Source organism: Microvirga sp. VF16, from assembly GCF_016864375.1.
Taxonomy (GTDB): domain Bacteria; phylum Pseudomonadota; class Alphaproteobacteria; order Rhizobiales; family Beijerinckiaceae; genus Microvirga.
Window position 1 is genome coordinate 321,994 of sequence record NZ_CP069356.1, and the last position, 19,124, is coordinate 341,117.

General features: G+C 63.0%; 14 protein-coding genes and 3 pseudogenes. 10 read left to right on the forward strand and 7 right to left on the reverse strand.

What is annotated here, in order from left to right:
- Positions 1-139: 139 nt before the first annotated feature.
- The gene (locus JO965_RS33840; RefSeq protein WP_203446387.1) at positions 140-1,108 is read right to left on the reverse strand and encodes an IS5 family transposase; all 969 of its coding nucleotides are present in this window, start codon (positions 1,106-1,108) and stop codon (positions 140-142) included.
- Positions 1,109-1,184: 76 nt separating this feature from the next.
- Here JO965_RS33840 and JO965_RS33845 point away from each other — a divergent pair.
- A pseudogene (locus tag JO965_RS33845) lies at positions 1,185-1,902 on the forward strand (IS110 family transposase); the annotation flags it as partial.
- Positions 1,903-2,303: 401 nt separating this feature from the next.
- On the opposite strand, the pseudogene JO965_RS33850 reads toward JO965_RS33845, so the two are convergent.
- Positions 2,304-3,170, reverse strand: a pseudogene (locus tag JO965_RS33850) (IS110 family transposase); the annotation flags it as partial.
- A gap of 179 nt (positions 3,171-3,349) precedes the next feature.
- Between JO965_RS33850 and JO965_RS33855 the strand changes: the two are divergent.
- The gene (locus tag JO965_RS33855; protein ID WP_203446388.1) at positions 3,350-3,508 is read left to right on the forward strand and encodes a hypothetical protein; all 159 of its coding nucleotides are present in this window, start codon (positions 3,350-3,352) and stop codon (positions 3,506-3,508) included.
- Positions 3,509-3,871: 363 nt separating this feature from the next.
- Here JO965_RS33855 and JO965_RS33860 read toward each other — a convergent pair whose 3' ends face one another.
- Complete coding sequence (locus JO965_RS33860) at positions 3,872-4,132, reverse strand: dodecin family protein (RefSeq protein ID WP_203446389.1); 261 nt, start codon at positions 4,130-4,132, stop codon at positions 3,872-3,874.
- A 231-nt stretch (positions 4,133-4,363) separates the two neighbouring features.
- Between JO965_RS33860 and JO965_RS33865 the strand changes: the two genes are divergently transcribed.
- On the forward strand, positions 4,364-4,582 hold the full coding sequence (locus tag JO965_RS33865; protein ID WP_203446390.1) for a hypothetical protein: 219 nt from the start codon (positions 4,364-4,366) through the stop codon (positions 4,580-4,582).
- Positions 4,583-5,083: 501 nt separating this feature from the next.
- Here JO965_RS33865 and JO965_RS33870 read toward each other — a convergent pair.
- From JO965_RS33870 to JO965_RS33885, 4 genes and pseudogenes are all read right to left on the reverse strand, one after another.
- Positions 5,084-6,070: pseudogene (locus tag JO965_RS33870) on the reverse strand (IS481 family transposase); the annotation flags it as partial.
- Between the two features lie 330 nt (positions 6,071-6,400).
- Positions 6,401-9,751 (reverse strand): adenylate/guanylate cyclase domain-containing protein, encoded by a 3,351-nt coding sequence (locus JO965_RS33875; RefSeq protein WP_203446391.1) that lies wholly within the window; start codon positions 9,749-9,751, stop codon positions 6,401-6,403.
- A gap of 220 nt (positions 9,752-9,971) precedes the next feature.
- The gene (gene serA / locus JO965_RS33880; protein ID WP_203446392.1) at positions 9,972-11,210 is read right to left on the reverse strand and encodes a phosphoglycerate dehydrogenase; all 1,239 of its coding nucleotides are present in this window, start codon (positions 11,208-11,210) and stop codon (positions 9,972-9,974) included.
- A gap of 116 nt (positions 11,211-11,326) precedes the next feature.
- Positions 11,327-12,280: a GntR family transcriptional regulator gene (locus JO965_RS33885; protein ID WP_371826985.1), complete on the reverse strand. Its 954-nt coding sequence runs from the start codon at positions 12,278-12,280 to the stop codon at positions 11,327-11,329.
- A 143-nt stretch (positions 12,281-12,423) separates the two neighbouring features.
- Here JO965_RS33885 and JO965_RS33890 point away from each other — a divergent pair, with 143 nt between their 5' ends.
- The 7 genes from JO965_RS33890 (at position 12,424) to JO965_RS33920 (ending at position 19,104) form a co-directional block, all read left to right on the forward strand.
- Complete coding sequence (locus JO965_RS33890) at positions 12,424-13,401, forward strand: amidohydrolase (RefSeq protein WP_203446393.1); 978 nt, start codon at positions 12,424-12,426, stop codon at positions 13,399-13,401.
- Between the two features lie 49 nt (positions 13,402-13,450).
- Positions 13,451-14,458, forward strand: a complete 1,008-nt coding sequence (locus tag JO965_RS33895; protein WP_203446394.1) for a tripartite tricarboxylate transporter substrate binding protein — start codon at positions 13,451-13,453, stop codon at positions 14,456-14,458.
- Positions 14,459-14,508: 50 nt separating this feature from the next.
- Entirely contained in the window at positions 14,509-15,594 is a 1,086-nt protein-coding gene (locus JO965_RS33900) for an isocitrate/isopropylmalate dehydrogenase family protein (protein ID WP_203446395.1), read from the forward strand.
- 34 nt (positions 15,595-15,628) lie between these two features.
- The gene (locus JO965_RS33905) at positions 15,629-17,026 is read left to right on the forward strand and encodes an NAD-dependent succinate-semialdehyde dehydrogenase (protein ID WP_203446396.1); all 1,398 of its coding nucleotides are present in this window, start codon (positions 15,629-15,631) and stop codon (positions 17,024-17,026) included.
- Between the two features lie 22 nt (positions 17,027-17,048).
- A complete protein-coding gene (locus JO965_RS33910; protein WP_203446397.1) occupies positions 17,049-17,465 on the forward strand; it encodes a cupin domain-containing protein in 417 nt (138 codons plus the stop codon).
- Between the two features lie 129 nt (positions 17,466-17,594).
- Positions 17,595-18,569: a tripartite tricarboxylate transporter substrate binding protein gene (locus JO965_RS33915; RefSeq protein WP_203446398.1), complete on the forward strand. Its 975-nt coding sequence runs from the start codon at positions 17,595-17,597 to the stop codon at positions 18,567-18,569.
- A 37-nt stretch (positions 18,570-18,606) separates the two neighbouring features.
- Entirely contained in the window at positions 18,607-19,104 is a 498-nt protein-coding gene (locus JO965_RS33920; protein ID WP_203446399.1) for a tripartite tricarboxylate transporter TctB family protein, read from the forward strand.
- Positions 19,105-19,124 lie beyond the last annotated feature (20 nt).

Consider the following 19,124-nt stretch of genomic DNA (forward strand, 5'->3'; position numbering starts at 1 on the left):
AGTGGCGGCTACCCAGCGATGTCCTGGAGGTAGCTGTCTGCAAAGTCCGTCTCGATCTCGATCCAAAGCGGTGAGTGATCCGACATCTGACTTTGGTGCGCAATTCAGAGGTAGACCGCTCCCGTGCCTGCGGCGGGGCTCAGGTGATGCACTGTGATACCGGCATGCCGAGGCGGGTCATGATGTTGATGACCTTGCAGCCGGCCGCGGCCTCAGCCTTTTGCGTCGGCAGCGTCCGGGCGTGGAGGCGCCGCCCGATCACGGTCTTGTAGCGCATCATCGCCACCTCGCCCAATGACCGACGGCCGTAGTTAATCGCCTTTTGCCAGCCGAGCCGACCACGCTCTTCGATCATCCGGAGGTGCCGATCCCGCGGCGTAGGCGTCGTCTCGGCGGTGCCGCTCGGCACTGCCGTTGATCGCGGTGGGATGATCACAGCGGCGGCAGGGTCCCGCGCGGCGATGGTGCGGTAGACGGGATCGCCATCGTACGCACCATCGGCTGTGACCGAAGCGATCGGGCCTGAGATCTGATCAAGCAGCGGTCCGACCTGTGAGGCATCGCCGTCTTCCGTGGTGGTCAGCTCTGAAGCAAGGATCTCGCCGGATTCGGGATCAACAGCAAGGTGCAACTTGCGCCAGGTTCGGCGCCCCTTGCCGCCATGCTTGTCGCGCTGCCATTCGCCGGCCCCGAACACCTTCAGGCCGGTGGAGTCGATCACCACATTCACTGGAGTGGTTGCTGTTCTCACCGCCTTGGCGACGGTCAGGTCGACGCTGCGACGCGAGAAGGTGGTGTGATCCGGAACCGGGAGGGCCAAGCCGAGCAGACGCAGGATCGAGGCCAGCATGCCTTCGGTCTGGCGCCAGGGCCGTCCAAAAGCCAGCCGCAGCATCAGACCCGTTTCGACGACCATCTCGGAGTATCGCTGTGGTCGACCACGCCGGCCCGTGGTTGCCGGCGTCCATGCCTCAAGCGCCTCAGCCGTCACCCACACCGTCAGGTCGCCGCGCCGACGCAGGGCGGCATCGTAGTCGCGCCAATTCTTCACGCGGCAGCGGGCCTTCGGGATTCTGTGGCGGCGCTCTTGATTGACCTTGTAAGGCATGCAGCTCTCGGATTCCGACGACCGCCTCTATACCTCACCCCGATCTTCGCGCGACACCTCAGGCCGAATTACGCACCAACGTCCCCTCATGCTGCACGGAGCCCGCGATCTCCTGATCGGGCAGCGGACAGCCCTGATCAATGCTCTGCGCGGTCACTTCGCCGAATTGGGCGTCGTGGTGGCGCAAGGCGCTCGCACCACGCGCCAACTGATTGCCCTTATCCATGATGACGCCAATCCCGATCTCCCCGTCACAGCTCGGGTCGCACTCCAGCCTCTGGCGGCGATGCTGGTTGAGATTGAGGCGCAGATCGCCAAGCTCGACAAGGCCATTCTGGCGGCCCACCGCAGCGATCCGGTGAGCATCAGGCTCGCCACCATTCCCGGCATCGGCCCGATTGCGGCCTCTTGTCTCTCGGCCAGCATCCCGGATGCCGGCCTGTTCCAGGGCAGCCGGGAGTTTGCCGCCTATCTCGGCCTCGTGCCGCGGCAGCATTCAACCGGCGGCAAGGCGAGGCTCGGCTCCATCTCGAAGATGGGCAACCGGCATCTGCGCAAGCTGCTGGTCGTCGGCGCACACGCGGCGCTCTACAGCATGAAGCTACAGCATGAAGTCGGGGAAGACCAGGACGGCCCTGGCTGACTGGGCCCGGGCTCTCCTGGCCAAGAAACCGTTCAAGGTCGTCGCTGTCGCCTTGGCCAACAAGATGGCCCGGATCGCCTGGGCGGTCATGGCCGGGAGCACGGCTTACGAGCCCGGGAGCAAGGGAGCGGCCGCGCCGGCGGCCTCATAGACGACCAGCTCAAAACCATTCGCCCCTTGGGGCAACCCAGTTGGCACGGTGACGATGAGATGATGTGAAGCCAAGCGGATATGGATCGCCGGAACTGGCAAACCCGTGGTGTCGTCTTGCGTCAGTCGAGCGCGATAATGTGAGAGGGACCAGCTCCAGCGTAAAACATCAGGGCCCGCGGTCATGTAGCACCGCGTTCAAAGGCCGGAGACATGACTTATGTGGACGGCCCCCGCCTCGCAAGAAGATTTCGGCATGGTTTGATCGGATCGCTTGCGGTCATATGTCCGGCCTTTCATTGCAGTCACACATGACCGCTGGCCAAGATGGCGTCCGCTCTGTGAGTTCCCAACAGCACCGCGGCCTCGCCAGACCACAGTCATGTGCGGAGTGTCTCACCGTCTGGATCGATCGATCACACCATCTGCTCGCTTCCTTGCAAGGTCCGACACCAGCTCAACACCGGCCCGCGTGATCACCCCATGCCGCACCTTGCCGGCGGTGGAATGATCCTTCGGGGTCAAGCCAAGCCAGGCGGCAAAGTGGCGGGCCGAGCGAAAGGCCTCGGGTGCAGGCGTCTTCATCACCAACATCGCAGCGCCGATCGGACCCACCCCAGGAATCCTGGCCAAGCGTCGGCTGATCTCATGGGCGCGGTGCCAAGCCATGAGGCGATCTTCAATCTCCTCCAATCGGGCCTGCAGCTGCGCATACTCCGTGGCCTGCATCGCAAACAGCTCCCGGGCGAGAGCCGGCAAGGTCTCCTCGGTTTTGACCCGCTCCAGCAGAGGCTCGATCCGGCACAGCCCCTTAGGGGCAATGAGCCCGAACTCCGCCGCATAGCCGCGGATCACGTTGACCAGCTGGGTGCGCTGCCGGATCAAGCGATCGCGCACGCCCACCAGCATCAAGGCCGCCTGCTGGTCGGCTGTTTTGACCGGCACGAAGCGCATGGTGGGCCGGCTCATCGCCTCGCAGATCGCCTCGGCATCAGCCGCATCGTTCTTGCCACGCTTGACGTACGGCTTGGCCAATTGCGGCGCGATCAGCTTCACCTGGTGCCCTAACGACTGCAGAAGGCGCGCCCAATGGTGCGAGCCCCCACAGGCTTCAAGGGCAACTACGGTGGGCGGAAGCTTGCCAAAGAAGGTGATCAGATCCTGGCGCCGCAGCTTCTTGCGCAGCACCGGCTCCTCGGCGGCATTCACGCCGTGCAGTTGGAAGACGTGCTTTGACGTATCCATTCCGATGCGGATAATCTGGTCCATGGACGGTCTCCTGTGACTGAGATCTGCAACGACCTCATTCTGGCACAGCGATGCCGTAAGGGGGCCGTCCACTCCAACAGCACCCGCCCCGCTCGGCCCAAACGTCAACAACAATCACATTGCCAAACGGGCGCCATCCAGACAGGACAGCACCGCGGATCGAGTGGACGGAAACAGGGGTGCCGGTGCTCTCGCTCGCGCCGCGGCGCAGCGGCTTCGGGACCGAGCTGCTGACGCAGACGGTGCCGTACCAGCTCAGGGGAACAACGACGCTGACGTTCAAACCCGGCGGGCTGCAATGCACCATTGAGCTCCCGGCCAAGGAGCTGTTGCAATAGCAGGAACTGGCGGATCGGTGCGGCTGGCGCGCTTCATGCCGCAAGCTTGGACTTTGCGCGTGTGTCCTATGCTTGGTCCGGCTGCGATCCAGGCAATTGGCGCGTAGGTCGCCTTTTGGCACTGGGCTGACTTTATCCGAAGTTCCGCGGTCACGCGCTGAGCGGACCATCATTTGATCCGCTCTACGTTACACTTTGACCCGTTTCAGACGCCCCGCGCTCCGCAGGAGCCCGGCGGTATGGAACCTAACCGTCGGGCCTCGCGAAGAGCGTGTGCAGGGATAAGCTCGTGCCCATCGCTCCGCCGAAGCTTCTGCCGTCATGTGCTGCCGATCCGTGACTCCGCCAGCAACCTTGAGGATCTCACTCCAAGCCCAGGATCTCCTCGCTTCCCATGCTCCGTGTGCTCCTGGTACTCGCCCCCTCGTCGAGCTGGAACGCGATCTTCAGGATCACCCGAAACTGGGTGACCTGCTCGTTCTCCACCACAGCCTCGAACTCCTTGACCCAGACGGAGCGAATGTTGCGCAACGTCTGTGCGGCGCGCTCGACCGCTTGGCGCGTCGCATCCTCCCAGCTGTCCGGCGACTGGGATGACAACTCCACCATTTTCACGATCGACATGTGTCCCTCCTTCGCTGCGGCGCCTGAGCAGCGCCTAACGGGACAAGCCCATATAAGAGCGGCCGTTCCTGGTCAGGGAAGCGTCTCCCGGGCCCCATTCCCTTGCACGTGGCTAGCTGCACCACGCTGGTGTTCGAGACCCTCAGGCAACCCGGCTGCTTCGGTCGATCCGATGTCGGCAAACATGCTATTCTGGCGCGACCTGACCCGGGTTCGAAGCGGATTGGTCCCATGACGCACCGTTACGTTCAGCAGTTGCAGAAAGCACGCGAGCGGCTGGTCGCGCACCGGCGCGAGATGGCCGAGATCATCATCAACACGGCGGCCTTCATTCCCGAGAGAGCCGTCGAGTTCACGGAGATCCAGAACGCGATCAAGTCGATCGACGAGGCAATCGAGGATGAGGCCAAGCGGGCTGGCACCGTTCTTCGTGACGAAGACAACATGTAGCCTGACCGGAGCCGGCCCCGCGATGTAGTCCGTCCCGGCTTCGGCTAGGGTATTGGCCCGGTGTCACTGACCATTTTGGCATGAGACAGCCAGGGAGAGCATGAGGATCTGTGGGACACCCAGTACCGGATCAGTTTCAGGAGCCCACCATCTCAATACGTTCATAAGCACGTCAATGACGACGGCTCTCAAGTGCTCTATCCCTGCCCCATAAATCCTTATGCTCTCCAAGAGGGGATCGACGATCGAGGGCGTGGCCCATACCCGAGCGGGTCTGTACGAGGGAGCGTTCGTGACCGACGGCAATCCGCCAAAGCTCGACACATTCCAGATCGGTCAATCGCCGCCCACAACCAGTCTGGTGCGAGACGAGGAGCCGGATGAACTTGCGCCCGATCGATTGACAGGACTAGCGCCCAAGGGGCACCCTTTCCGCGTGGGGGTGCACCACAAGGACGGCCACGATGGACCACTTCGACCACATCCTGCACTGGCGACTGTGTTTAGTCCCGGCATTTGGTGGAGTGGATCGAGCCTGAAGCGTTGAGGCTCGGTTTTCCAGATTTTGCAGATGTACTCGTATGGGGTGAGGCCGCGCAGGGTCTTCAGCCGGCGGGCGAAGTTGTAGACGGCGAGGAAGTCATCCAGGTGGCGCCGCAGCTGATCGTGGGTGTCGTAGTAGTAGCGCCTGACGGTTGCATCCTTCAGGGTGCGGTTCATCCTCTCCACTTGTCCGTTCGTCCACGGGTGCCGTGGCTTGGTCAAACGATGATCGATGTCGTTCTGGGCACAGGCGAGCTCGAATGAGTGGGCGCGGAAGATCTCGCCTCGTGCCATGGCCTCTTTGATCAAAGGAGCCGCTGAACTGGTGTTGCCCGGTGTGGTGAAGTGGGTGCCATTGTCGGTCAGCACGGTGTGGATCTTGTACGGCACGAGAGCGATCAGCGCCCGCAGGAAGTCGGCGGCCACACGGCGTGTGGCTTTCTCGTGCAACTGGGCGAAGGCGAACTTGCTGGTACGATCAATCGCGACCAGCAGGTAGAGCCGCCCTTCTTCCGTGTGCACCTCAGCGATGTCGATGTGGAAGTAACCGATCGGGTAGGCCTTGAACTTCTTCTTGGCCGGCTTGTCGCCGGTCACCTCCGGCAGGCGGCTGATGCCATGGCGCTGCAGGCAGCGGTGAAGTGATGAGCGGGTCAGGTGCGGAATGGTCGGCTGAAGGGCATAGAGGCAATCGTCCAGCGGCAGCAGGGTATGCTTGCGGAAGGCGACGATGATGGCCTCTTCCGTGAGCGACAGCACCGTAGACTTGGCGTCCTTGGGGCCGGTCGGCAGGTCCGACACTGAGGCGCGCGTCTTCCACTTGGCGACCGTCTTCGGGTTGATGCCGTAGCGCTGGGCCAAGGCTCTCAGGCTCGCTTGACTATGCTGTATCGCTCGACGGATTGCCTCTGTCGTTGTGGCGCTCCCATGGAGAACCTGGCCCATAGCGCATCCCTCCATTCAGGCGATAAGAATGCACCATCAAACCCTGGGATCAAACAGCTAGACCTTTGTTCGTGATGTGGAAGACCGTGAGCAGAGCTCGTCCAGCCTCATCTGGACCACCATCATACCGGCTCAAAGCGACTTCAGGAGCGACCATCTTGAGTGGCCCGTCAGCGTTATGGAAATGCTCAATTCCGACATCCCCAGGCTGCCGCTTTTTCCTGTTGCGTAAGCGTCCGTCCTTTTCGCACAGTCCCGACCCTGAGCCGACATTCCGGTGCGACGCCGATCAGGGTTCACTCCTCGCACCGATTGACATTACGAAATGTATCACGAAAGCGCATCAAGCAGCGCCTTGGCCTCCCGCAGGTCAGGTGTGTCAAAACCTTCCATGAACCAGCCGTAGACGGGCGCGAGGAGTTCGCGGGCTTCGGCCTGCCGGCTCTCCGCGGCCCAAAGCCGGGCAAGGCTCGTGGCGGCGCGGAGTTCCCAAAGCTTGGCGCTCTGCTCGCGGGCCACGGCCATCGCATGGATAAAGCAAGCTTCGGCCGTGGCTCGATCCCCGGCGGCTGAGACCAGCAGCTCCCCTTTGAGCCGATACAACTCCGCCTCGAACCAGCGCTCGCCGCTCGCGCTCCCAGCATCCACAGCTGCCGCGAGCAGGCGTTGGGCCTCAGCTGCTCGCCCGGCAGCGGCGCATGTCGTGCCCTGAAGGGCAAAGAAGTAAGGAACGAAAAGCGCGGAACCCGTCGCCCGATAGGCGTGGAGGCCGGCTTCGATCTGGGCAATTCCCTCCGCCACTCGACCCTGCTGGACCAGCGCCCAGCCGTCGAAAGCCACACCCAACGCGTGCCAGAGAGGAAAACCATGCTCGGCCGCAAGCGCAACTAAGGCTGCAGCGTGCTGCCCGACGCCCAGAGCGTCCCCGCGGACCTGGTCCAACATGCACGCGTGCTGAAGGGCATAGGCCAAACCGGTAGGATGCGATAGTCGCTCGGCGTCGTCGACCGCCTCGCGGCAACGCGCGACGGCTTGCTCTGGAAAGCCCAGCTGAAACAGGGCAAAAGCCAGCCCAGCTAGACCCGCGAGCCGTGGATCGTAGACATAGACATTGGCGAGCGGCCGGTGTCGCTCCGGGTCGTATAATGCAAGCGTCCGTTCCAGGTGCTCACGCGCTGCGATGAGGGCACCTTGCCAGAGCGAGCTGATCCCGGCCGCGCGGTGGCCGACCATCAGACCAGCCGCATCGCCATCCCGCTTGGCGGCGCGGAGCAGCTCTTCGGCAATCTCCTGCGCCGCGACGTGTTCGGCGCGGACCATATGGAACACCCACTGTCCGAACATCAGGGGAGATAACCGGCCCAGGTCGCCAACCTGCCGGCAGAGCTCGCGCGCGCGGGCATAGGCCCGACCGGTCTCTGGCGCGGCGTGGCCTTTCGCAGCGATCAATGCTCCGCCGAGGGCGATCTGGAGATCGATTTCTCGCTCTGAGCGCTCAGCGCTCTCCGGAAGGCTGGCAAGGAGGTTCAGCGCTGTGGTGATGTGAGCGATGGCCTCGGCCATAGCCGAGCGCCGGATCGCCAGCTGCCCGGCCTTGAGCCCATACTGCACCGCTTTGTCGACCAGCCCGGCCTCGCAGAAGTGGCGGGCGAGCGCTTCCGGCTTCGCCTCTGCTGTCTCGGGGAAGCGCTGCTCCAGGGCCTGGGCAATGCGGGCGTGAAGCTGCTTGCGCCTGCTCTTGAGCTGGCTCTCGTATGCAGCATCACGCACGAGCGCGTGCTTGAACATGTAGCTCGAATTCGGTGGTGTACCTCGCGCAAAAACGAGCTCAGCCTCGGTCAGCCGACGCAGGGCGTCTTGCAGCTCGGTTTCGTCCAGCGGCGTGGCCGCGGCGAGCAGCTCGTAGCCGAACTCGCGGCCGATGGCAGCGCCGACTTGCAACACTTCCTTGACGCCCCCTAGTCTGTCGAGCCGGGCCATGAGCGAGTCGCGCAGCGTCGTCGGGATCGCCAGCGTCGGCAGCGGGGCGGCGAGCGCGTAGCGCTCACCCTCGTCCTGGAGCAGCCCCGTTTCGAGCACCGTCTTGGTCAGCTCCTCAATAAACAGCGGCACCCCGTCAGTCTTCGCCAGAATCTCGATCAGCACCTGCGACGGCAGCGCCTTGCCGCCGGTCAAGTCGGCCACCATCGATGCGCCCCGGGTGCGGCTGAGGCGGTTAAGAGTCAGCGACGTAACGTGCGCCTGGCCATGCCAGGGAGGGATGAACTCGGGGCGAAACGTGATCAGCACAAGCACCGGCAGGCGCTGCACGCGCGTGATGAGTCGGTCGAGCAGCTCGAGCGTGGTCGGATCGGCCCAGTGCACATCCTCGTACAGGGTCAGCACCGGCTGATTGGTTGCCAACCCGGCGAGCTGAGCCAGCAGCACGCCGAAGGTCTCCTCCTTCTGCCGCTGCGGCGTCAGGTTCGGGGCCGGATAGCGCTCTCCCCCTGGGATCGACAGCAGGATGGCAGTCAGAGGCACAGCTTTCGCCACATCGGTCGTTGCCTGAGCCAGCAGCGCCTCCAGTTTACTGAGGCTTCGCTCGGGCGCCTCATCGCGGGAGAGCCCGGCGGCGCGCTCGAACAGATCGATGATCGGGTAGAGTGCGCTGGTCTGGTGGAAAGGCGAGCAGAAATGGCTGAGCGGCGTATAGGGCTCGTTGACGAGCCGCTCGCGCAGGGCGCGGACGAGACGGGACTTGCCGATCCCAGGCTCGCCCGACAACAGAACAACCTGCCCGTCGCCCTCCTTGGCCTGCTGCCAGCGATCGAGCAGAAGACCGAGCTCATGCTCCCGGCCAACCAGTGGCGTTACGCCTCTGGCGTGCCGCGCCTCGAACCGGTCCCGCCTGCGATTTTGGCCCAGCACCCGCCAGGCCTGCACCGGTTCTCCAAAACCCTTGAGGTCGTGACGGCCGAGATCCGTTAGCTCGAACAGGCCGTGCACCAGTTGGTGGGTGCTCTGAGCGATCACCACCGCATCAGGATCAGCCATGGTCTGCAGTCGCGCCGCCAGATTCGGCGTCTCGCCGACGACCGCTTGCTCTTGTGCAGCCCCTGTGCCGATGACATCGCCCACGACCGCCAGACCAGTGGCAATGCCGACGCGAACTCGCAGCGGTTCCGCCGCCTGCACCCGGCCGACGGCCTCCACCAGCGCCAGTCCCGCCCGCACCGCCCGCTCCGCGTCGTCCTCGTGCGCCTGCGGGTATCCGAAGTAGAGCAAGACCCCATCGCCCATGTATTTGGCAACAAAGCCGTCGAAGCGGGCAACCGTCACGGCAACGCAGCGCTGATACGCGCCAATCACTTCACGTAGGTCCTCGGGATCGAGCCGTGACGCGAGGGCCGTCGAGCCGACCAAGTCGCAAAACATCACGGTCAGCTGGCGCCGCTCGGCCGAAGACGCGGGGATCTGGCTTGGCGCCAGTGTCGCGTTGGGGGCTGTTCGCGCTGAGGGGGCCGGCAGGCTCGCCACCGCCTTCAGCAGCTTCTTGCGCTGGCCAAGCGAGAGACCGAGCTTCTCCAGGTCCGCCTCGTTCAGTTCGGGCAGAACTTCGAAATCGACATCGTTCGCCCGCAACACGGGCGCGAGCTGTGCCAAGCCTAGTGGCGCCAGCCAGCGCTCCAGCTCGTCCACGGCAGTTTCCTCGCGGGTTCGGATCGCTCACGGCTGCTCAAGCCGACAATACCAAAATCGAGCCCGTGGTCCGAAGATTTCTTGCCTCCGCGAGCTAATGTCGTCTTTTGACTCTGAGCAGACCTTAGCCTGGAGTACACATGTCGTATCTGCTCGGCGGGGTCTCTCGACAGTAATCTTCCTGAATTGAGCTTCGCTGCGAGGCGAGCTTTGTCTCGTCCTAATACAGGAGCCGGGCTCGGATCGTCCCCTCCATCGAGCGGATCTCCTCAAGAGCACCTTGGCTCTGCCCAGGGTCCCCTTCCGCCTCAATCACCACGTAGCCGAGTTCCCCGTCGGTCTGCAGATGCTGGGCCGTGATGTTGAGGCTGCGATCTGAGAAGGCTTGGTTGAGGCGCCCGAGCATGCCGGGCACGTTCTGATGGATGTGGATGTAGCGCGTGCCCGCCGGTCGGCGCGGCAGCTGCACCTGCGGGAAATTCACTGCGCCAATCGTTGAGCCGACATCCGAGAAATCGACGAGCTTTCTGGCAACTTCCTCCCCAATCCGCTCCTGCGCCTCCTGGGTGGAGGCACCGATGTGCGGGGTGAGGATCACGTTGTCGAGGCCTTGTAGAGGCGATTGGAACGGCTCCTTGTTAGAGGGGGGCTCGACTGGGAACACGTCGACAGCGGCTCCACGCAGATGGCCACTCTTCAACGCTGCCGCGAGGGCGTCGAGATCGACCACGGTGCCCCGGCTGTTGTTGATCAGGAATGCACCCTTCTTTATCGCATCGATTTCTGCGGCACCGATCATGCCATGCGTGTCGGGCGTCTCGGGCACGTGCAGGCTTACCACATCACTCTGGCTCAGGAGGTCGTGGAGGCTGGCGGTCGGCTCCGTGTTGCCGTGCCGCAGTTTGTCGGTTTGATCATAGAAGATGACCCTCATGCCCATGGCTTCGGCCAAGTACGAGAGCTGAGAGCCGATGTTGCCGTAGCCCACGATGCCGAGCGTCTTGCCGCGAACCTCATGGCTATCGGCTGCCGACTTGTCCCAGCCGCCAGCATGGGCTGACGTCGATTTCAGAAACACGCGTCGGAAGAGCATGATGATCTCGCCCAGCGTGAGTTCCGCCACGCTGCGGGTGTTGGAGAAAGGCGCGTTGAACACCGGTATGCCGGCCAGGCGTGCGGCATCGAGATCTACTTGGTTCGTGCCGACGCTGAAGCAACCAACCGCGATGAGGCGGTCGGCGGACGCAAAAGCCGTCCTGGTTAGCTGCGTCCGCGAGCGGATGCCAAGCAGATGGACACCTTGCAGGGCCTCCCTCAGCGCGTCCTCGTCCAAGGCCGTCTTGAGATAGGTCAGGTTTGTGTAGCCCGCCGCCCGCATCAGGTCGACGGCACTATTGTTGACACCTTCCAGCAGGAGAGCCCGGATCTTATCCTTTGGAAGCGAGAGTAAATCGGTCATCAAAGTCTCTTTAATTTATGCCGGAATAATGAATGGGCCCGATGATCCTGCCGGGTGGAACTCGCGCGGAGCTGGTCGGCCACATATCTCAAGGGGCGTGTGACAGCCGCAGGCTGTTATTCTGCCGCCGCTCGTTTGTTCTGGAGATCTTGAGGCGCCTTTTCCTGGCGCTTGGTCCGAACGGCCGTCTTCAGCGTGCTTAGCTCCGTGAGGTGTTGCCTCATGAACTCTGACGCTTCGATCCTTTTATCTGCGAGCAAAAGGTCTAGCAGATGGACGTGCTCCCGGCAGCGGCCAATCGCGCTCTCGCGGTCGAGCATTTGCCGATAGTCGATCAATCGCCTAACGCGGTCGATCCGTTTCAGGGCGTCGATGAAGAAGCTGTTCTGGCTGCACTCGATGATGGTTTCGTGCATGCCGCTATTCAGCTCGAAGAGCTTTGCATCCGAGACCTCCCAGATCCCCCCGTCGATGAGCCACTGCTGCTGCTCCCTGCAACGCTCCAGGGCAGGGCGGTTCAGGGTGAAGCGGGGCTCCAGGATTGCCGCCGGTTCGATCAGAAGGCGAAAGCGGTAGCTGTCCTCGTAGGCCTGAAGGGACGTCAGCACGGGGAGAAAGGCCCAGCCGTGTCCGGGGAGACGCTCAATCCAGCCCTCGTTTGCGATACGCCGAAGAATTCGCATCAGGCGTCCTCGGGTGAGACCGTAGCGGCGCAGCAGTTCGTTCTCGGTGATCCTCTCCGTGAGCCGGCCGTTGAGCCTGTCGTCCGCGATCTGGAAATAGACCTGCTCGTCATCATCCGTCGATGACGCCTCAAGGGCCGCAGGGAGCATGCCCTCAGGCTTTGCGATGACGAAGCCGCCACGCTCGGTTGGACGAACGATGCCCGCCTCTTCAAGCAGGCGCAGGGCGCCTCGGACAGGTGATCGCGAAACGCGGAACAACTCCGCCAGCTTCCGCTCGGTCAAGCGCTCGCCCTCTCCAAGCCCTTCGGATCGCATGTGCTCAACGATCCGGTTGGCAAGCTGGGTGATGAGTGGTGTCGGCTGCATGGTCCACTGGCTGCTCAAGTGACCGTCCCCTTCTGCCACAGTCCAACTGATAAATCCAACCATACATGGTTTTTCATGCTTGCATAATACCAAAAAATTCTTTATCGGGTATTTTGTAAGTCCAAAAAACCATACAAGAGTTGCGGCCAAGAGAGGAAAACATGCCTGAGAGCGTCCATCGCAACGCTTTAAAGATGCACACCCCCGCTGCGGCCGCTCCTGGTTTGGCTCAGCCCAGCGATGTGTCTTGGAGGACCAGACAGCCCCGCTTTGCTGTTCCGCCGGGCGCATGCGACTGCCACGTCCATGTCTTCCACCCCGAACACTTCCCGTATGCGCCGGACAGGACGTACACGCCGGGTGCAGCAACCGTTGAGGGACTCGATCTCGTTCGGAAAAGCCTTGGCATTAGCCGCGTTGTGCTCGTCCAGCCGAGCGTCTACGGCACCGACAACCGGTGCCTTCTCTCCGCCCTCGCAACCCTGGGGCCTGACGTGGCCCGCGGTGTGGCTGTCATCGATCCCGAGACCGTGAGCGATGTGACGCTTCAGGATCTCCACAAGTCCGGTGTGCGCGGCGTCCGGGTCAATCTTGAGTCCAAGGGCGAGCGGAGCTCGGGACTCGCTCTCAGCGTCATCTCCGCGATTTCTGAGCGCGTGATGTCATTTGGGCTTGCTGTACAAGTCTACGCCGACCTGAAGCTCATCGCCGACATGGCCGACGACATCGCCCAGTTGCGGGTTCCACTCATCCTAGATCACTTCGGTGGGGCCAAGGCGGCTCTGGGCGTCGAGCAGTACGGCTTCCGAGCCCTGACGGAACTGCTTCGTACCGGTGCCGTATGGGTAAAGCTATCCGGCGTTTACCGCGCCTCCCAAGATAAGCCCTCATTCAGCGACATTCGCCCAATCGCGGAGGCGCTGATCGAGGCCAACCACAAGCGCCTCGTTTGGGCGTCGGACTGGCCCCACACCGGGGGCCTCGCTGAGAGGGCTGCGCGCCAACCCACTGATATCGAGCCGTTCCAGCAGATCGACGATGCGCACGTGCTCGACCTGCTCGCCGAGTGGGCAGGGGATCCCGCTCGGCACCACCGTATCTTGGTCGACAATGCGGCCGAGCTCTTCGACTTCGCATGATCACAGCTGGGCCGGGGGGCCTGACAACAGTGAACTCTGGGAGGACGACATGATTGGCAAAACTTTATTCAGGGCGGCGGCCCTTCGGAAGCTTGCAGGAGCAGTATTGCTCTCGGCGGGGCTCGTCGGGCTCGTTTCCCCGGGAGCGGCCCAGACCTATCCCACCCGCAACATCACCTTCGTGGTCGGCTATGCCGCGGGCGGAACCGGCGATGTGATCGCGCGTCTGGTTGCGCAGAAGCTTTCCGAGTCTCTTGGCAAGTCCGTTGTGGTTGAAAACCGCGCCGGCGCCAGCGGCGGTATCGCCGCCAGTGGCGTGGCGCGCGCCGAGCCAGACGGACATACCATCCTCGTCGGACAAAGCGCTGAGATTGCAATCAACCCGCATCTCCTCAAGGGCCTCAACTACAATCCCGATAAGGACCTCATGCCGGTCTCCCTCGGGGCCATTGTGCCGCTTGGATTGGTCGTGCCGGCCAAGTCGCCTTACTCGACCCTAGCGGAGCTCGTCGCCGGGACAAAGTCCTCCCAGAAGGGGCTCTCTTATGCTTCAGCCGGTGCAGGCACGCCAAGCCACTTCGCCGGCGAACTCCTCAGATTGAAGACCCAAGGCAGCATGACCCATGTTCCCTACAAGGGGGCCGGCCCGGCACTGAACGACATCTTGGGCGGCCACGTCGACCTGTATTTCCCGGGACTTCCGGCCGCGATGCCGAACGTTAGGTCCGGCAACATGAAGCTTCTGGCGGTCTCATCGGAGAAGCGCAGCGCGAGTGCGCCCGATGTGCCGACCGTGGCCGAGGCGATCAACGCACCGGGGTTCGACATCACGCTGTGGATTGGCTTCTTCGCGCCGCGCGGCACACCGAAAGACATCGTCACGCGCCTCAATGGGGAGATTAACAAGATCCTCGCCCAACCCGACATCAACGAACGACTTCTGTCGGAAGGTGCGGACGTGACGCCGATGTCCGTCGATCAGTTCTCCGCCTTCGTGAAAACCGAAAGCGAGAAGTACGCCCAGATCGCTAAACAGACCGGACTGAAAGCCGAGTGACGCGAAGATCCGGCTTCATTGCCCAAAACCATTCTTGGAAGGCTGCTGAAATGAAAATCCTTGTTCTCCCCGGTGATGGGATTGGCCCTGAAATCACCGCCGCCACGATCAAAGTGCTCCAGGTCGTCGACGTGCAGGTCGGTCTTGGCCTCAGCTTCGAGCAACATGACATCGGCCTGGCCTCGCTGAAGTCACAGGGTACGACTTTGCCTGACGCAATCATGGAGCGCATCCCGCAGATGGATGGTGTCATCCTCGGACCCGTGTCGCACTATGAGTATCCGTCACGACAGGAGGGCGGCATCAACCCTTCTGGCGAGCTTCGCGTCAAGTTCGAGCTCTATGCCAACGTACGCCCCTGCCGCTCGCGCGAGGGGCTGACGATCTTGCGCAAGCCCATGGATTTGGTGATCGTCCGGGAGAACACGGAAGGATTTTACTCGGATCGCAACATGTTCGCAGGCAGCGGCGAATTCATGCCTGATCCCGACATGGCGTTCTCGATCCGCAAGATCACCGCCAAGGCCTCGTCGCGAGTGGCTCAGGCAGCCTTCGAATTGGCCCAGGGCCGGCGGAAGAAGGTCACCGCCGTCCATAAAGCCAACGTGGTCAAACTCTCGGACGGCCTCTTCCTACGCGAGGTCCGCAAAGTGGCCCAAGACTATCCGGACGTTCAGCTGGAGGAGTTGATCGTCGATGCGGCGGCCGCCCATCTCATCCGCACCCCTGACCGGTTTGACGTGATCGTCACCACCAACATGTTCGGCGACATCCTCTCCGACGAGGCTTCGGAGTTGTCGGGAAGCCTTGGCTTGGGAGGGGCCATCAACGCAGGCGAGTCCGTCTGCGTCGCTCAGGCTCAGCATGGTTCCGCCCCTGACATCGCCGGAAAGAATATCGCCAATCCAACGTCGCTAATTCTGTCAGCTGCGATGCTCCTCGACTGGCGTGGGCGCCGCGATGACAACGAAAAGCTGAAGAAGGCGGCTGCTCTTCTCGAATCTGCCGTTGAGAGGGTCCTGGACAATCCGGCGACCCGCACGCGCGACATCGGAGGCTCACTCAACACCGATGCCTTCGCAGAGGCCGTGTGCACGGCCATCGCTGCCGAGAGCGGCTCCAACAAGGCAGCCTAAGCCCGGCCAACGCTCCATTACGAGGAATCACAGAATGATTGTTTCGATCAATCCAACGATCGGCAAGGAAATCGCCCGCTTCGAGGAGCATACGCCTGCTGAAGTCGACGCAGCATTGGCGGCCGCCGCGAAGGCACAGGCTGCCTGGCGCAAGGTTCCGATCACCGAACGCGTCACGCTGCTGAACCGCATGGCCGCGGCTTTGCGGGCCAGCAAGGACAAGTATGCCCGTATGATCACGGAGGAGATGGGCAAGCCGCTCGTCGAGTCCGAGGCCGAGATCGAGAAGTGTGCCTGGAATTGTGACTTCTATGCCGAGCACGCTCCGCGTTACCTGGCGGACGAGCTGGTCGCCACGAATGCCTCGGAAAGCGCGATTGTCTATGACCCGCTTGGCATCGTTCTGACGATCATGCCGTGGAACTACCCGTTCTGGCAGCTGTTCCGGTTTCTAGCGCCGGCGCTGGCCGCTGGCAACGGAGCAATCCTCAAGCATGCCAACAACGTGCCGCAGTGCGCTTTGGCCATTGAGGAGGTCGTGCGGGAGGCAGGCTGCCCCGATGGGCTGTTCCGCACCCTTCTGATCCAGCCCGATCAGGTCGCGGGCATCATCGCCGATGACAGAATTGCTGCCGTGACCTTGACCGGCTCAACCGAGGTCGGCGCCATTGTCGCCTCCCAGGCGGGCAAGGCGCTCAAGAAGCAGGTGCTCGAACTCGGGGGCTCCGATCCGTTCATCGTGCTCGCCGACGCGGATATCGAGGAAGCCGCCGCTGTTGCAGTCAAGGCCCGTTACATCAACGTCGGCCAGAGCTGCGTCAACGCCAAGCGCTTCATTGTCGAGGAGGCTGTCGCGGACCGGTTCATCGCCGCCTTCTGTGAGGGCGTCGGGAAGCTGAAGGTCGGTGATCCGATGGAAGCCGACACGGCCATCGGCCCTATGGCCCGCGCCAACCTGCGTGCCGGCCTGCACGATCAGGTCAGGCGCACCCTGGATGCTGGCGCGACGCTGAAAATGGGCGGCGAGATCCTGGACGGGGACGGCTTCTATTATCCCCCGACGGTGATCGACCACGTCACGCCCGAGATGACTGCCTTCCGTGAGGAGACGTTCGGGCCGGTGGCCGCGGTCATTCGCGTGAAGAACGCCGATGAGGCGGTCAGGCTCGCCAACGACACCGAGTTCGGTCTGGGCGCTTCGCTCTGGACAAAGGATGTCGCAAAGGCCCGTGAGTTCGCGCGAGACATTGAAGCAGGCGCGGTCTTCATCAACGGCATGGTCGCCTCCCAGCCCGCGCTGCCCTTCGGCGGCATCAAGCGGTCAGGCTATGGCCGCGAGCTCGGTGCCCTCGGGATCCGCGAGTTCACCAACAACAAGACGCTTTGGATCGGCCCCGCGAAGGTAGCGACCAAAGTCACCCAATCCGAATAACTGGCTGCCAAGGACATCCACCATGAGCAACACACAACCAACCGGCGCCATCCTGCGTCCTTCCGAGATCACCCCGCGCGAGCGGGGCGGCGGCGCCCGCACGACGCCGCTCGTCACCCGCAGGGTCGGGTCGACCAGCCTCATCAACGGCATCACGGCCTTCGAGGGCGGTGCCCAGATCCCGCTGCACAAGCACAACTGCGAGGAAAGCGTGATGATCCTCGAAGGGCACGCCATCGCGGTGATCGACGGGGTGGAGCATGCTCTCGGTCCGCTGGACACCACCTGGATCCCGGCCGACGTCCCGCACTTCTTCAGGAACGCCTCGGACACCGAGCCGATGCGCATCTTCTGGACCTATGCGTCCGTGGACGCCACGCGGACCATCATCGCGACCGGCGACACGCGGACCATCGACGCCGAACACGGCGCCAAGTAGGTCCTGCTCGACGGCGGCGCGGAAGCGGAATGCGTGCCGCCAGAACCATCCAAAACAACGACCCGGGGAGGACAACCGCCGGGCACATGATCAGCAAACTTGTAAAATGTTCAGAGAGGAAACACTGAAATGACGTCGATCTACCGCCGTTCGTTCTCGAAGTTCATGGCCGTCACGGCAGCCGCCATCATGCTTGGGGCCGGGGCTGCCCAAGCGGAAGTCAAGGGCCTTGAGATCATGGCGCCGAGCGGACCCGGCAGCGGCTACGACCAGCTCGCCCGCACCATCCAGACCGTCCTTCAGGACGAGAAGCTCGCTTCGGGCATTCAGGTGCAAAACGTCGCCGGCGGCGGCGGCACCGTCGGGCTGTCGCAGTACGTCACGGGCAAGAAGCGCAATCCCACCATCATGATCGTCGGCTTCGCCCTCGTCGGTGGTGTTCTGACCACGAAGTCCGCCATCACGTTGGATCAGACGACCCCCGTGGCCCGGCTCATGGGCGAGTCCGACGTGATCGTCGTGCCTGCGAACTCCGACATCAAGACGATAGCGGACCTCGTCGCCAAAATGAAAGCGAACCCGGGATCGGTATCCTGGGCCGGCGGCTCTATCGGCGGCTTCGACCACGTGCTGGTCGGCCTCATCGCGAAGGCTGCCGGCGTCGACCCCACGAAGGTCAACTACGTCGTGCACGCTGGCGGCGGTGAGGTGATGGCCTCCACCCTGGGTGGGCATGCGACGGTCGGCGTGAGCGGCGTCGAGGAGTTCCGTCCGCAAATTCAGGCTGGCCAAGTCCGCGCCCTTGCCATCTCGGCGGACAAGCGCATCCCAGGGTTCGACGTGCCCACCCTGAAGGAGGCCGGCGTGGATGTCTCGTTGGTCAACTGGCGCGGGATCATGACCCACCCGGAAACCCGTGAGGTGGACAAGAAGGCGATCTCGGAGATGCTCGCGACCATGGTCAAGAGCCCGGCGTGGAAGGCAGCGCTGGAAAAGCGCGGTTGGATCGACACCTACCAGCCCACCGCGGAGTTCGGCCCGTTCCTCAAGCAGCAGCAGCAGCAGATCGAGGGCGCCCTGAAGGATGCCGGCATCCTGAAGTGATGCCAAACCGCCGCGAGCCCATGGGGAGATGAGAGCGATGACAACGGAACGAAGCCTTCGTCGGGGTGAGATCGTGCTGGGGTTGGGGGTGCTCGCCCTCGGATTGTTCGTCGCGATCCAGACGTGGTCGATGCCCGAGACGGTGGCATCGTCCGCGGTTGGTCCCAAGCTCTTCCCGGGGCTCGTGGCGACCGGGCTGATCGTGGTCGGGCTGAGCCTCCTTCGGGAGGCGCTGGCCGGCCACATCGCCCACGAAGGAGGCCTGGAACTCGACTGGCCAGCGGTGGCTCTGGTTGCCGGAGCGTTGGTCCTTCAGATCCTGCTTCTGGAAGCTGTCGGCTGGATCCCCGCAGGCACTTTGCTCTTCATGCTGGTGGCCCGCGCCTTTGGCAGCCGGCGGCATGTTCTCAATGCGGCGTTCGGGCTTGCGCTCACCGCACTGACCTTCGCCGTCTTTGACTACGGCCTTGATCTGAACCTCCCCACAGGCTCGTTGTTTGAGCGGGTGCTGGGTTCGGGCGAGGCTACCGAGTGACATTTTGTTGATCCATTCGG

Bases quoted from the DNA above. Each gene is read 5' to 3' on its own strand.
- serA (WP_203446392.1), bottom strand. From the start codon at position 11,210: ATGACCGATTTACTCTCGCTTCCAAAGGATAAGATCCGGGCTCTCCTG.
- JO965_RS33840 (WP_203446387.1), bottom strand. From the start codon at position 1,108: ATGCCTTACAAGGTCAATCAAGAGCGCCGCCACAGAATCCCGAAGGCC.
- JO965_RS33895 (WP_203446394.1), top strand. From the start codon at position 13,451: ATGATTGGCAAAACTTTATTCAGGGCGGCGGCCCTTCGGAAGCTTGCA.
- JO965_RS33900 (WP_203446395.1), top strand. From the start codon at position 14,509: ATGAAAATCCTTGTTCTCCCCGGTGATGGGATTGGCCCTGAAATCACC.
- JO965_RS33860 (WP_203446389.1), bottom strand. From the start codon at position 4,132: ATGTCGATCGTGAAAATGGTGGAGTTGTCATCCCAGTCGCCGGACAGC.
- JO965_RS33865 (WP_203446390.1), top strand. From the start codon at position 4,364: ATGACGCACCGTTACGTTCAGCAGTTGCAGAAAGCACGCGAGCGGCTG.
- JO965_RS33915 (WP_203446398.1), top strand. From the start codon at position 17,595: ATGACGTCGATCTACCGCCGTTCGTTCTCGAAGTTCATGGCCGTCACG.
- JO965_RS33910 (WP_203446397.1), top strand. From the start codon at position 17,049: ATGAGCAACACACAACCAACCGGCGCCATCCTGCGTCCTTCCGAGATC.
- JO965_RS33905 (WP_203446396.1), top strand. From the start codon at position 15,629: ATGATTGTTTCGATCAATCCAACGATCGGCAAGGAAATCGCCCGCTTC.
- JO965_RS33920 (WP_203446399.1), top strand. From the start codon at position 18,607: ATGACAACGGAACGAAGCCTTCGTCGGGGTGAGATCGTGCTGGGGTTG.
- JO965_RS33890 (WP_203446393.1), top strand. From the start codon at position 12,424: ATGCCTGAGAGCGTCCATCGCAACGCTTTAAAGATGCACACCCCCGCT.